Origin of the sequence: Alteromonas marina (assembly GCF_000808575.1) — a bacterium.
Taxonomy (GTDB): Bacteria; Pseudomonadota; Gammaproteobacteria; order Enterobacterales; family Alteromonadaceae; genus Alteromonas; species Alteromonas marina_A.
The window spans coordinates 101,921-115,674 of the sequence record NZ_JWLW01000066.1 but is presented as its reverse complement, the minus strand read 5'-3'; the positions used below and the strand labels follow the sequence as shown (position 1 = coordinate 115,674).

The window sequence follows — 13,754 nt, the reverse complement described above, 5'->3', positions numbered from 1 at the left end:
TGTGAATACTGGCTATTTTCGTCGATTTAAAGTGAAATTTGAGCTTATCTTACCCCCGTTACACTTAACAAAATTGCGCTATCCATGGTATTGTTGCGCAAATTTGTGTGCATTTTAATTATCCAGAGAAATATAGCGGAGATTGGCGTGTTGTGTATTAGCAAAACGCCCCGATTATAAGGCTCATTAGAACAGGCAAATCGCACGTTTCAAAAATAGAATAAAGGAAGTTAGGTTTTCAATGACATTATCAACTGCTGACTTACGTAACAAGTTTATCGATTATTTTAAAAGCCATGGCCACCAAGCGGTGGCGAGCTCGTCACTGGTACCGGCAGATGATCCCACACTTCTTTTTACCAACGCGGGCATGAACCAGTTTAAAGACTGCTTCTTAGGTGCGGAAAAGCGCAGTTATACCCGTGCGGTATCATCGCAGCGCTGCGTTCGCGCAGGTGGTAAGCATAATGACCTTGAGAACGTAGGTTACACTGCGCGTCACCACACCTTTTTTGAAATGCTGGGTAACTTCAGCTTTGGCGATTACTTCAAAAAAGAAGCGATAGAGTTTGCGTGGAATTTCCTTACCAAAGAAATTGGTTTGCCAAAAGAAAAGCTCTTAGTCACCGTTTATTCAGAAGATGACGAAGCGTTCGACATCTGGGAAAAACATATTGGTGTTCCAAAAGAAAAGATTATTCGCATTAGCACGTCAGATAACTTCTGGTCTATGGGCGATACCGGTCCATGTGGTCCTTGTTCTGAAATCTTCTACGATCACGGTGCTCACATTTGGGGTGGTCCTCCGGGAACACCAGAAGAAGATGGCGACCGTTTTATCGAAATTTGGAACCTGGTATTTATGCAGTTTAATAAACAAGCTGACGGTACCATGGAGCCACTCCCTAAGCCTTCAATCGATACGGGCATGGGTCTTGAGCGTATTTCCGCTATCTTGCAGAACGTGCACAGCAACTACGAAATCGACCTTTTCCAAAACTTGATCAAATCGGCAGCATCAATTGTTGGTAGCGAAGATTTAGAGAACAAGTCACTTCGGGTTATTGCCGATCACATTCGTTCGTGCAGCTTCTTAATTTGCGATGGCGTTATGCCATCGAATGAAGGGCGCGGATACGTATTACGCCGCATCATCCGTCGCGCTGTTCGCCACGGCTATCAGCTTGGCGCAAACGATATCTTCTTCTACAAGCTTGTGGCATCACTTGCAAAAGAAATGGGTGAAGCATACCCAGAACTTGTAGACCAGCTACCGGTAATTGAAAAAGTACTGCGTGTTGAAGAAGAGCAGTTTAGCAAAACACTAGCCCGTGGTATGGCTATTCTAAACGATACGTTAGAAACCTTAGAAGGCGATACTGTGCCGGGTGACGTAGTGTTTAAACTTTACGACACTTATGGCTTCCCTACTGATTTAACCAATGATGTAGCGCGTGAGCACGACCTTAAGATCGACGAAGAAGGTTTTGAAGCAGCTATGCAGGCGCAGCGGGCTCGTGCACAACAAGCTAGCAACTTTGGTGCAGACTACAACAGTAAACTCGCCATTGACCACACAACCTCATTTACTGGGTACACCGATGTAGAAGGCCAGGCGAATGTGGTTGAACTTATCGCCGACAATGCGTTTGTAGAGAAGCTTGAAGACGGTCAAGAAGGCGTTGTGGTATTAGATAGCACGCCGTTCTACGCTGAAAGCGGTGGTCAGGCAGGTGACAAAGGCGTGCTTCGCGTGGCTAACGGTGAATTCATTGTGACCGACACCCAAAAAATGGGTAATGCGTTTGCACACAAAGGTATTGCTAAAGGTTCGGTATCTAAAGGTGATACGGCAACCGCAGCGATTGATGCAGCAAATCGTGAAGCCATTAAAAAGAACCACAGCGCAACGCATTTACTTCATGCAGCACTGCGTGAAATTTTAGGTGAGCACGTAACTCAGAAAGGTTCATTGGTTGAAGCGCCGCGCATGCGTTTTGACTTCTCGCATTTTGAGGCAGTAACGGCTGAGCAACTTGCTGAGATTGAAAGGCGAGTTAACCAAGAAATTCGTGCAAATCACACGTTAGCAACTGAACTGATGGATTTAGATGAAGCTAAAGCATCAGGCGCAATGGCGCTATTTGGTGAAAAGTACGACGAAAAAGTTCGTGTGGTAACCATGGGGCCATTCTCTGTTGAGCTATGTGGTGGTACTCACGTTACACGTACTGGTGATATTGGCTTGTTTAAAATTACCAGTGAAGCGGGTATTGCATCGGGCGTTCGACGTATTGAAGCGGTTACTGGCGAACACGCACTTGAAGTTGTGCAAACACAGCAGGCAACACTGTCTTCATTGTCTGCATTATTAAAAACAGACAGCCAAAATGTGCTCGATCGCGTAGTTTCTCTACAAAATCAGACTAAAGAACTAGAAAAAGCGCTCAATTCTGCGAAACAAAAACTGGCGAGTCAGCAAGGTGCTGATATGCTTAGTAATGCAGTAGAGATAAATGGCGTTAAAGTTCTTATTGCTAATTTGGAAGGTGTTGAAGCGAAGTCATTGCGTTCAATGATGGACGACATTAAAAACCGAATTGGTGAAGGGATCGTAGTATTAGGTGTGGCTAATGACGCGAAAGTGAATCTTATTGCTGGCGTTACTAAAAACCTCACAAGTAAAGTTAAAGCGGGCGAGCTAGTTAACTTTGTCGCATCTCAAGTCGGTGGCAAAGGGGGCGGTCGTCCAGATATGGCGCAAGCAGGCGGTGATCAGCCTGAAAACTTGGGCCAGGCGCTAGATTCGGTTAACGCTTGGTTACAAGATAAGCTATAATTATTTCTGTGTATAACAGTGAGTTTTTGAAGTGACGCAGAAACATGGAATCACTGTCGCTTCCATCGGGTCGTGCCGATGGGTTGGCAAATCTTAATGGATGATGTTCAGTATTAAGGAACAGGAGCAAGCGAATGCTTATTTTGACTCGTCGAGTTGGTGAAACGCTTATGGTTGGTGACGATGTAACCGTTACCGTACTAGGTGTAAAAGGGAATCAGGTACGTATCGGTGTGAATGCACCAAAAGAAGTTTCTGTGCACCGTGAAGAGATATACATGCGCATTCAAGCAGAAAAAGGCGGTCAGCCAGGCTCTGCAGAATAATTGCATTATACGCTTCATTGGAAAAGGTCAGCTTACGCTGACCTTTTTTGTTTTAAGTGAGTAAATCTTATCGGGCTTTAGCGCAAGTCTATTGTTTCTGTTCTATTACGCCAGAAATGACGTTGTGATGTCTCGCACTAACGACCAAGTTAAGTCTCTGGGTCGTGCACAGCTTTTTTCTAGCACAATGCCTTCTGGGTGGACGATTTTTAAATCGAGACATTAACCGCTTTATCTGAGATTTTGGAGCGCTTTTAAATAACTTAAGTAAGTAATACGAATCAGCGTACTTGGTTTTGAACAAATAAATTCAAAACTTTTTGATATTATTTTTGAAAAATTGACTAAATTATTAAGGCGGGTCAGTTAAAACTGCAATGAAGCTGCACATATTCAAATGCAAATTAACGAGCATCGTTAAATAAAATTCGGTTTAATTGCTTGTATTGCGAACAAATTACTGGTTTTTTGCTCGAATCGTTTAAAATGGCAGCGGGTGAACAATTTCTTTATAAAAAAGGTTTGACTCAGGCCAATGAATCCGTAAAATGCACCCCGCAGTCAAGGAGAGGTGGGTGAGTGGCTGAAACCAGTTCCCTGCTAAGGAACCATACGCATATACGCGTATCGAGGGTTCGAATCCCTCCCTCTCCGCCATTATTCGTTGGCAGTGACGGCCAACAACAAGTTTTGCGCGTGTGTAGCTCAGCTGGATAGAGTACCTGGCTACGAACCAGGCGGTCGGAGGTTCGAATCCTTCCACACGCGCCACTTATTTTAAAGCGTCACCTTTTGATGTAAAATTCAAAAGTACACAAGTTTACGCGTGTGTAGCTCAGCTGGATAGAGTACCTGGCTACGAACCAGGCGGTCGGAGGTTCGAATCCTTCCACACGCGCCATATTGAAAAACCCACCTTTTTAGGTGGGTTTTTTCATTTCTACTCCTTTTATTTTTGTTCTCTCCACTTTCGTCTAAGCGCGCTGTTCAAAATTTAAGCTAAACTTAATGTGTCTAACAGCAGTAAAGCGCGAGGTACGCTATGGCACATCCATCTACTACTTTTCGATTTTTAGCAGAACCTACCGACGTCAACTTTGGCGGTAACGTTCACGGTGGCATTGTAATGAAATGGATTGACCAAGCAGCCTATGCCTGTGCCGCGCAGTGGTCCAAATGTTACTGCGTCACGGTATCTGCCAATGGCATACGTTTCATAAAACCTATAAAAGTAGGCCAGCTAGTTGAGATAACCGCATCGTTGGTACACACTGGTGCGTCAAGTATGCATATCTATGTTGTGGTTAAATCGGGCGACGCCACCGAAAACACTACGTCTGTCGCAAATCGCTGTTTTATAACTTTTATGGCGGTGGACTGTGAGGGAAGCCCAGTAAATGTGCCTGCTTACGTACCCGAGGATGAACGACATATGCAGCTAGAATTAGTGGCGATGCATGCGAAAGATTTCGCTAAACAGCTAGACAGTGACTTTACGGAGAATATAGGCTTTCATTAAGGCGTGAGTATAAATGAACGTAAACGTAGATTGCTGGCATCGGCAACGCTTATGCTAATTCCTAAAATATGCTTTTGTTGCAAATTTATTAAAGAATAATGCATTAAGTTTCATTTTGGCGGGTTTTATTCATTTTAAAGTGGTTTTTTATGCTACTTTGTTGTGTTTTGAAAAACCACGTGATACTTATTCAGGTACAAAATAACAACAGGATTGAATATGGATTCGGGATCCGTCGCTAGCCTGCTCTTTGAAGCAGGTTCTCTTATGCTTATAGGAATGGTATTTGTTTTCTCATTCTTAGGGCTTCTTATTGTGGGTATTCATCTCATTGCACGGTTTTGTGAAGCCTTTCCCGGTGAAACAGCAGAGCCTTCCGCTAATTTAAAAGGGCCTTCAGCTAATTTAGGCCGAAACAATCAAGCGGTACAACCAGGAATAGATGGAAGCGTTGTCGCCGCTATTTCTGCCGCCATTCATACCCATCGTCAAAATTCAAAAAAATAAAGCCTAATCAGGAGTTACCATGTCTAAGCCTCTGGCCCTTACCGAGCTGGTCCTGCGAGATGCACACCAGTCGCTTCTTGCTACGCGTATGCGTATTGAAGATATGCTTCCCATAGCAGAAAAACTAGATAAAGCTGGCTTTTGGTCAGTTGAATCTTGGGGTGGTGCTACATTTGATGCCTGTATTCGTTATTTAGGGGAAGACCCTTGGGAGCGCATCAGAAAGCTAAAAGCAGCCATGCCTAACACGAAACAGCAAATGCTGTTGCGTGGCCAAAACCTATTGGGTTACCGCCATTATGCTGACGATGTTGTCACTCGCTTTGTAGAGCGAGCTCACGAAAGTGGCGTAGATGTATTTAGAATTTTTGATGCCATGAATGACATTAGAAATTTGAAAACCGCAATAAAAGCGACCATAGACAGTGGCGCTCACGCGCAAGGGACAATTTCTTATACGGTAAGCCCTGTGCACAATCTTAAGCTTTGGCTCGAAATGGCGAAACAGCTAGAAGACCTAGGGGTTCATTCTATCTGCGTAAAAGATATGGCTGGGCTTTTAAAACCGTACGAGTGCGAGGCATTGATTACCGGATTAAAAGAAACGGTTGATGTACCTATTGCCATGCAGTGCCATGCCACAACAGGGTTGAGTACAGCGACGTATCAAAAAGCTATCGATGCCGGTATTGATATGCTGGACACGGCTATTTCTTCAATGAGCATGACTTATGGTCATAGCGCAACTGAGACCATGGTTTCTATCGTAGAAGGTACTGAGCGCGATACGGGCATTTCATTGCCTGAGCTTGAAGACATTGCCAGTTACTTCAGAGAGGTAAGAAAGAAATACAGCAAGTTCGAAGGCAGCCTCAAAGGGGTAGATGCACGTATTCTTTTGGCTCAAGTACCGGGCGGAATGCTAACCAACATGGAAAGCCAGCTTAAAGAGCAGGGCGCTGAAGATAAATTCGAAGAAGTGTTGAAAGAAATTCCACGGGTGAGGGAAGATCTTGGGTTTATTCCTCTGGTTACGCCAACCTCACAAATTGTAGGCACGCAGTCAGTGCTTAACGTACTTACCGGCGAGCGTTACAAAAGCATTACAAAAGAAACCGCAGGCGTTCTCAAAGGTGAATATGGCGCTACCGCAGCACCAGTAAACAAGGAATTGCAGGCGCGTGTACTTGATGGCGCAGAACCCGTGACATGCCGCCCTGCTGACAATATTGCCCCAGAGCTGGATACACTGAGTAAAGAGCTTGATGAACTGGCCGAGAAAAAGCAATTATCGCTGTCAGACGATAAAGTTGATGATGTTCTGACTTATGCCTTATTCCCGCAAATAGGCCTAAAGTTTATCGAAAACCGCGGCAACCCTGATGCGTTTGAACCTGCACCTAGCGCGCAAGAGTCGCAAAGCTCGAGTGCGCCTAAATCTGCTGAAGCCAAGTCAAACTCACAAGGGGCTACCGCGAGTGAAACTTACGACGTAAACGTAGATGGAAAAGTGTATCGCGTAGAAGTGGCACCTTCAGGTACGCTGACGAGCGTTACACCTGCAAGTGGCTCTCAGACGCAGGCACAGTCTCAAACCAATAGCGCTGCGCCATCAGCCTCTGCCGCTTCACAGTCTATTGATGCACCGCTTGCAGGTAACGTCTTCAAAGTCTTGGTGAGAAACGGCGACAGCGTGTCAGAAGGCGATGTGGTCATGATCTTAGAAGCCATGAAAATGGAGACAGAGATCCGCTCCGCATTTACAGGTACTGTTACCGACATTACCGTTGGTGAAGGCGATGCCGTAACCAGTGGTCAACCGTTAATCTTATTGGGGTAGTACATGGATAAGTTAATGGTACTTTGGGATAGTACCGCGCTTGCGCACTTTGAAGCCGGCCAGCTTATAATGATGGCAGTGGGTTTCGGCTTGTTGTACTTGGCCATTGTTAAAAAGTTTGAGCCATTGCTTTTACTGCCCATTGGTTTTGGTGCATTGCTTACTAACATCCCTATCGCTGGTTTTTCAGAAGCTGGGGGCTTGTTGCACTACATATACAAAATCGGCATAGATACAGGGGTATTCCCTCTGCTCATCTTTATGGGCGTAGGCGCAATGACTGATTTCAGTGCGCTTATTGCTAACCCTAAAATGTTGTTACTTGGCGCAGCTGCGCAGTTCGGTATTTTTGCTACCTTGTTTGGCGCGATAGCGTTAAACCTTATACCTGGCTTTGAGTTTACGTTAAAAGACGCGAGTGCCATTGCTATCATAGGTGGCGCGGATGGGCCTACTGCCATTTTCCTCGCCTCACGGCTTGCGCCTGATTTGCTTGGTGCGATTGCCGTCGCTGCATACTCTTATATGGCGTTGGTACCTATTATCCAGCCACCTATCATGAAAGCGCTGACCACAAAAGAAGAGCGCGAGATAAAAATGGGTCAACTACGACCTGTGTCAAAGCGAGAGAAGATTATTTTCCCGCTTGCTGTGCTATTTATGACTATCTTGTTTTTACCGGCCGCAACGCCGCTTGTCGGCATGTTCTGCTTCGGTAACTTAATGAAAGAGTGTGGCGTGGTAGACAGATTGAGCAAAACAGCCCAAAACGAGCTCATCAATACGGTCACCATTTTCCTTGGTTTAGCAGTAGGATCAAAGTTATCAGCTGAAGCATTCCTTACGGTCGAGACTTTAGGTATTTTGGGGCTTGGGGCTATCGCGTTTGGTATAGGCACTGCCGCAGGCGTACTTATGGCCAAGCTAATGAGCAAGCTGTCGGGTGGCAGTATAAACCCGCTAATAGGCGCGGCTGGCGTGTCTGCTGTGCCAATGGCTGCTAGAGTAGTGAACAAGGTTGGGTTAGAAGCAAACCCACATAACTTTCTACTAATGCATGCAATGGGGCCTAACGTGGCAGGCGTACTAGGTAGTGCGGTTGCCGCAGGTATTCTGTTGGCACTTGTTGGGTAGGTCCTACTTCCGCATTTAGAAAAAGGGGCATCTAACTGCCCCTTTTTTACGTTTTTAGCACTATTTCAGCAGAGAATGTCGACTAGAGTGAAGGTAATTAGCGCATTCAGTTTCATAGGCTAAATCAGCGTGAAAGAAAGAAGTGTGCGTGTCTAATGAGATTGGAAGTTAGCGTTTTATCTTATCGTATTTTGCGGCACTAGCGATTGGTATGCGGTTACTAGCTTCTTAGTACGAGTATGCTGTGGCCACCTAAAGATAGTCTCGGTCTTCCCTTCCTCTACAATTTCGCCGCCTTCCATTACGATAATTCTATCTGCAATGTGGCGCACAATCCCTAAATTGTGGCTAATAAAAATAAAGGCTAAGCCCAACTCTTGTTGCAGCTGCAAAATAAGGTTTACGGTTTGCGAACGGATGGTGGGGTCTAGTGCTGCAAAAGGTTCATCAGCCACTAACACTTTAGGTTTTAAAACAATGGCCCTGGCAAGCGCTACGCGCTGCTGTTGTCCATCAGAAAGCATATGACGGTAAAAGTAATAGTGTTCGCGTAAAAGCCCTACCTTAACCAACATATCTTCAATAATTGGTTTGCGTTCGGCTTCACTTAGCCCTGTATTTAAACGCAAAGGTTCGTCAAGAATTTTGCCAACGGGTACAGCCGGGTTCATCGACTCAGCACTGTGCTGCAGAATCATCCGAATGTCGTGAGTGCGTTTTCGCTGCCCATCTTTTGACTGGTACTTTGCTAAATATTTGTGGGTGTTTATTTCGATTTCACCAGCATCGGCAGGCAGTGCACCTACTAGTAATTTTGCAAGTAATGATTTACCTGAACGGTTTTCACCAATAATAGCGATAGTTTCCCCTCGCTTAACGCTCAAATTAACCGGGCCAAGCTGGAATACTTCAGGCCGCTTTGACCATCGTTTCTTTTCGTTGTGTATAAACGTGAGATCTTTTACCTGCAAAATATCCATTACAATTTCTCCATATGAAGCGGATAATGGCAGCTATAGTTATGGTCATGAATTTTACGTACTGCTGGAGTTTGAACACAGGCTCGTTGCGCGCGCGGGCAGCGCGGACCCAATCGGCATCCAATAGGTAAATGTTGAAGCGTTGGTATAGAGCCGCTTAAGGTTGGTAATGATGACTTCGGCGGCAAATCTTTTCTGAAACTCGGTGCACTATCTAGCAATGCTTTGGTATACGGATGAAGCGGGCGCTTCTTAATGTGCTTCATTTTTCCAGATTCGACGGTTTGTCCAGCGTATAGCACCGTCATAGAATGAGACATACTTGCGATTGCCAGCAAATCATGGCTGACAAACAAAATAGATAGGGAACGGGTTTGATTCAGGCGCGTAAATAGCTTCAATATCTGTGTTTTTGTCGTTGGCTCCATGCCTCGAGTTGGGTCATCTGCGATTAGCAATTTTGGTTGAGATACCAACGCCATCGCGATCATAAATTTTTGACCAATATCAGCAGGGATTTGATGAGGAAATGCGCTCAAGTAATGCTTGTGGTGCTTTATTCCCACCTTATGTACGGTACTTATGGCTATCTTCTTTCTGTGCTGAGCTCGTTGCCAAAACCATCTACCTTCAACGAATTCATCAGGAATACTTTCTTCGAGTTGCTCGCCTAACGTCGCTGATGGGTCCAAACTAGCCTGGGGGTTTTGAAAAACTACCGCGATTTCACGACGCATTACTTCGCGGCGTTGCTGCACCGACATGCCTAAAAGGTTTTCACCATTCCAGCTCATGCGGTCGGCAGTTAAATTCCACTGATTGGGCAGCGCTCCACATATTGCAGATACAATCAAGCTTTTACCAGAACCTGATTCACCAACCAGAGCGCGGATCTCTCCCGAGCTTACCGACAAATTTACCTTATCCAAGGCCTTTATTGTGCCTTCACCATTCTGCATTTCTAAGGTGAGATTTTTAATATCAAGCATTGGCATATCAGTAACTCACCCTTTTTCGAAGCGAAGAACGTAGGCCATCACCCACTATGTTAATGGACAGCACTATAAAAAATATCGTCATGCCAGGGACCGCTACGTTCCAAGGTGCCAAGTAAGTTACATCCAGCCCATCGGCTAGAATAACGCCTAGCTCAGGTAACGGTGATTGGGCACCTAAATTTAAAAAGCCCAGTGCTGAAATATCAATCACCGCGATAGAAAGCGCAAGGGTCCCCTGCACAACCAGCATCTCCGTCATGTTGGGTAAAATAGAGTGAATGAAAAGCTGCCATTTACTAGCCCCATCTAATGTCGATGCCACGATGTAGTCTTTCTTCATCTCAGCGCGCACAAAGCTTCGCGTGTGATGCACAAACTGAGGAATTAAAGCCAGCGTGATTGCCCACATACTGTTGACCAAGCCTGTACCCAATATAGCAACGATAATAATGGCTATGAGAAGGGTAGGTATAGCCATGAGTGCATCGAGTAAATGGTTCACCACACTGGATCGCACTCCTCTTAGCATGCCAGCGAGCGTACCTAGACTCACGCCCATTAACATAGCAAGCACAACAGTGATAAATGCTGAACCTAACGTAGTTCTGCAGCCATAGATAATACGAGTGAACAAGTCTCGTCCCAACGCGTCTGTTCCAAAAAGATGAGAAATGGAGCCATTAGCTAGCCAGCTTGGCGGTATTAATAACCCATCAATATTTTGCTCTATTGCACCATAGGGGGTGATGACAGGAGCGAACAATGCACATACAACAAACAGCGCCAGCATGATTAAGCCGAGCATAGAAATGTGGCTCGCTTTAAACGACGCCCAGGTTCTTTGCCACGGCGATGGATGAAACTCTTCTTCGTACAAACTAAACTGTGGCACGTTCGTATTTCTCTCTACTTGGATCAATCAAACGGTTAAATAAATCAACGAGAATTGTTAGGGTAACCACCACCGTAGATACCGCCATCATGCCGATACGAAGAGCAGGGTAATCTCGTTGATAAATGGCTTGAATCAACCAGTTGCCAATACCGGGCCATGAAAATAGGGTTTCAACAATCATAGCATTCGTTATAAGCGTAGTAATTTGAATGGCCATTAACGGTAAAATAGGAAGCAGCGCATTACGAAGAATATGACGGAAGAATATTTGCCAGCTAGAAAGCCCGCGCGACACAGCAGCAGCAATGTATGGACGATGCTTTACATCTATAACAGAGCGCCTGGTTATGCGAATCATTGAGGCCGTAGTAACGGCACCGATAGCAAACGTGGGCAGCGCTAGGTGAGACAACGCATCTTTTAAAGCCAAGGATTTGTTTTCGATATCTGACAGTAACACGTCAAACAAAATAAAGCCGGTAACCGGTTCTATGTCGTAGATTAAGCTTATTCGACCAGATAGTGGTGCCACATCTAACTGCAAACTAAATATAAGAATAAGCAGCAATGCAAACCAGAAAACGGGAAAAGAATAGGTGGTAATACTCGTGCTATTGATTAAATGATCAGACGTTGAATAACAGCGAATACCGGCATAATACCCTAAAGGTATTCCAACAAATAAAGCCATTAACATCGCATATGTTGCTAATTCTATGGTGGCGGGCATGGCAATGCCCACTTCTTCTCGAAGCGGCAGACCAGAGGTAAAGCTGTATCCCCAGTCTCCCGTCAGTAGATTACCCACGTAGTAGAAAAATTGAAAAGCATAGGACTGGTCTAGCTTAAATTGTTTTTCAAGTGCCGCGCGCTGAATTTCGTTTTGAGGCACAAGTCCGGTCAAGTTTTCGAGAGTGTCGCCTGGAAAGAGGTATGCGAGTGAAAACGAAATAATTGTTAACACTAAAAGCGTTAATATAAATAAAGTACAATATCTTACGAGAATCTGGATCACAGTGTTTTTTCTACCCCACCAAAACGTACACCACCGAAGGGATTTATTGTCATGCCTTGTAATTCATTTCTATATGCTTGATAGCGATAGGCATGGGCAATGGGCACCAAGGGAAGACGCTCGTATAATAGACGATTCACTTGCTTATAAATAGTGGTACGCTCTTCAATATCATCGGTTTGAAGGGCTTCATTGAGCAGCTTATCATAGTCATCGTTACACCACATCGCGCGGTTTGTGCCCGATGGTATGGCGCCGCAGCTCAAAAGGGGGCGATAAAAATTATCAGGGTCACCGTTATCCGCAGACCAGCCAATTAATACTGAGTCGTGCAGGCCTTCCTGAAGATGGCGCCTGAATGTAGTCCAATCGTAGCTTACAATGGTGGCCTCCACCCCAACGTCGCGAAGATAGCGCTGAATAAGCTCTGCCATTTTATTCGCGTTTGGGTTGTAAGCGCGTTCTACAGGCATAGCCCATATCGTCATTGAAAACCCAGGCGCTACACCTGCATCAGCCAGTAATTTGCGCGCCAATACCGGATTATAGGCCGTGTCATCAGCATCATTTTGAAACGCCCAACTTGCCGCAGGCAGCAATGTTTTCGCTCGCGTAGCGCTATCGAAATACACAGCTTCTAATAGGGTGTTTTTATCAATAGCGGCAGCGAGTGCCCGCCTTACATCAGGGTTATCAAATGGTGGGCGCTGGGTGTTAAAGGCCCAAAAGCCAATGTTAAGGCCCGGTTTTTCGGCTAGTGTCAGGTCACTTTCGGTGCGAATCACCTCAAGCTCAGTTTGTGCAGGAAACGCTGTTGCGTCACATTCCCCAGTCATTAGCTTTGCCAATCTAAGTGAGCTTCGTGGCGTTATATCAAAAATGAGTTGCTCGACCACGGGCGTTTCCGGCTTCTGTTCTTCGCTCAACCCATGAGGCTCTGATGTCACGCCACTGTCGCCGTTGGGGTGTTCTTCCATTGCTTGTATACGCCAATAGTTGTCATGGCGTTGATACTTAATAAAGTGATCTTTGCGATAGCTGTAAAATTTAAATGGCCCGGTGCCAATTGGAAGTTCGTCAATTTGGCTCGGTGTACCGGCCTTTGCAAGCGTGTCGGCATATTCTTCTGACAAAATAACAGCGAAGTCTGTAGCTAAATTTGATAAGAATGAGCTATCGCGGCGTTTAAGCGTGATTTCAACGCGATAGCCGTTGACACGCTCTACCGATTCAATATTTTGAGCAAGACCAATACTTTCAAAATACGGGTAACGCCCGCCTGACACATAATGATAAGGGTGCGAACGCAAACGCCACCGGTTTATACTAAAAATAACGTCGTCGGCGTTGAAATTCCGTGTAGGTTCGAAATAGCCTGTTTTGTGAAACCAAACGTCTTTGCGAAGCTGAAAAGCATAGGTAAGTCCATCATCGCTAACTAACCAACTACTCGCTAGGCTTGGCACAATACGACCCGAATTCGGATCGAAATCGAGTAGTCTGTCGTATAGTTGGTGCGAGGTTGCATCCGATGTTGTACTTGACGTATCGAGCTGGGGGTTAAAAGTAACTGGATTGCTTTCAGAGCAGTAAATGATGCCTGTATTGTAAAACGCTTGCTTATTCTGTTTAGCGCAAGATGCAACTAAAAGCGCCGTACATAAACACAATGACAAACGCGTTACCAAACCATGGGACATG

General features: G+C 45.3%; 11 protein-coding genes and 3 tRNA genes. 9 read left to right on the top strand and 5 right to left on the bottom strand.

Annotation, left to right across the window (positions count from 1 at the left end):
* The first annotated feature begins 241 nt into the window (after window positions 1-241).
* From alaS to RJ41_RS16230, 9 genes are all read left to right on the top strand, one after another.
* Entirely contained in the window at window positions 242-2,839 is a 2,598-nt protein-coding gene (gene alaS / locus RJ41_RS16270) for an alanine--tRNA ligase (RefSeq protein ID WP_039223010.1), read from the top strand.
* A gap of 134 nt (window positions 2,840-2,973) precedes the next feature.
* A complete protein-coding gene (gene csrA, locus RJ41_RS16265; RefSeq protein WP_012517705.1) occupies window positions 2,974-3,165 on the top strand; it encodes a carbon storage regulator CsrA in 192 nt (63 codons plus the stop codon).
* A gap of 565 nt (window positions 3,166-3,730) precedes the next feature.
* Window positions 3,731-3,822 (top strand) — tRNA-Ser (locus RJ41_RS16260).
* Window positions 3,823-3,859: 37 nt separating this feature from the next.
* Window positions 3,860-3,936 (top strand) — tRNA-Arg (locus RJ41_RS16255).
* Between the two features lie 53 nt (window positions 3,937-3,989).
* A tRNA-Arg gene (locus tag RJ41_RS16250) sits at window positions 3,990-4,066 on the top strand.
* Window positions 4,067-4,207: 141 nt separating this feature from the next.
* Window positions 4,208-4,684, top strand: a complete 477-nt coding sequence (locus RJ41_RS16245; protein WP_039223004.1) for an acyl-CoA thioesterase — start codon at window positions 4,208-4,210, stop codon at window positions 4,682-4,684.
* Window positions 4,685-4,903: 219 nt separating this feature from the next.
* Window positions 4,904-5,191 carry an OadG family protein gene (locus RJ41_RS16240; protein WP_039223002.1) on the top strand — a complete coding sequence of 96 codons (288 nt, stop codon included), beginning with the start codon at window positions 4,904-4,906 and terminating at the stop codon, window positions 5,189-5,191.
* 19 nt (window positions 5,192-5,210) lie between these two features.
* Window positions 5,211-7,031, top strand: coding sequence for a sodium-extruding oxaloacetate decarboxylase subunit alpha (oadA, locus tag RJ41_RS16235; RefSeq protein WP_039223000.1), 1,821 nt, complete (start codon window positions 5,211-5,213; stop codon window positions 7,029-7,031).
* 3 nt (window positions 7,032-7,034) lie between these two features.
* Window positions 7,035-8,165, top strand: coding sequence for a sodium ion-translocating decarboxylase subunit beta (locus RJ41_RS16230; RefSeq protein ID WP_014948675.1), 1,131 nt, complete (start codon window positions 7,035-7,037; stop codon window positions 8,163-8,165).
* A 176-nt stretch (window positions 8,166-8,341) separates the two neighbouring features.
* On the opposite strand, the gene RJ41_RS16225 is transcribed toward RJ41_RS16230, so the two are convergent.
* From RJ41_RS16225 to RJ41_RS16205, 5 genes are read right to left on the bottom strand one after another with little or no spacing between them, the layout of a single operon-like run.
* Window positions 8,342-9,145: an ATP-binding cassette domain-containing protein gene (locus tag RJ41_RS16225; protein ID WP_039222998.1), complete on the bottom strand. Its 804-nt coding sequence runs from the start codon at window positions 9,143-9,145 to the stop codon at window positions 8,342-8,344.
* Window positions 9,145-10,140, bottom strand: a complete 996-nt coding sequence (locus RJ41_RS16220; RefSeq protein ID WP_039222995.1) for a peptide ABC transporter ATP-binding protein — start codon at window positions 10,138-10,140, stop codon at window positions 9,145-9,147. Before RJ41_RS16220 ends, RJ41_RS16225 begins: the two co-directional genes overlap by 1 nt.
* A 1-nt stretch (window position 10,141) precedes the next feature.
* A complete protein-coding gene (locus RJ41_RS16215; RefSeq protein WP_039222993.1) occupies window positions 10,142-11,035 on the bottom strand; it encodes an ABC transporter permease subunit in 894 nt (297 codons plus the stop codon).
* Window positions 11,022-12,053 carry an ABC transporter permease gene (locus tag RJ41_RS16210; RefSeq protein WP_039222991.1) on the bottom strand — a complete coding sequence of 344 codons (1,032 nt, stop codon included), beginning with the start codon at window positions 12,051-12,053 and terminating at the stop codon, window positions 11,022-11,024. The genes RJ41_RS16215 and RJ41_RS16210 overlap by 14 nt, the downstream gene beginning before the upstream one ends.
* Window positions 12,050-13,753: an ABC transporter substrate-binding protein gene (locus RJ41_RS16205; RefSeq protein ID WP_039222990.1), complete on the bottom strand. Its 1,704-nt coding sequence runs from the start codon at window positions 13,751-13,753 to the stop codon at window positions 12,050-12,052. The genes RJ41_RS16210 and RJ41_RS16205 overlap by 4 nt, the downstream gene beginning before the upstream one ends.
* Window position 13,754: the final 1 nt, after the last annotated feature.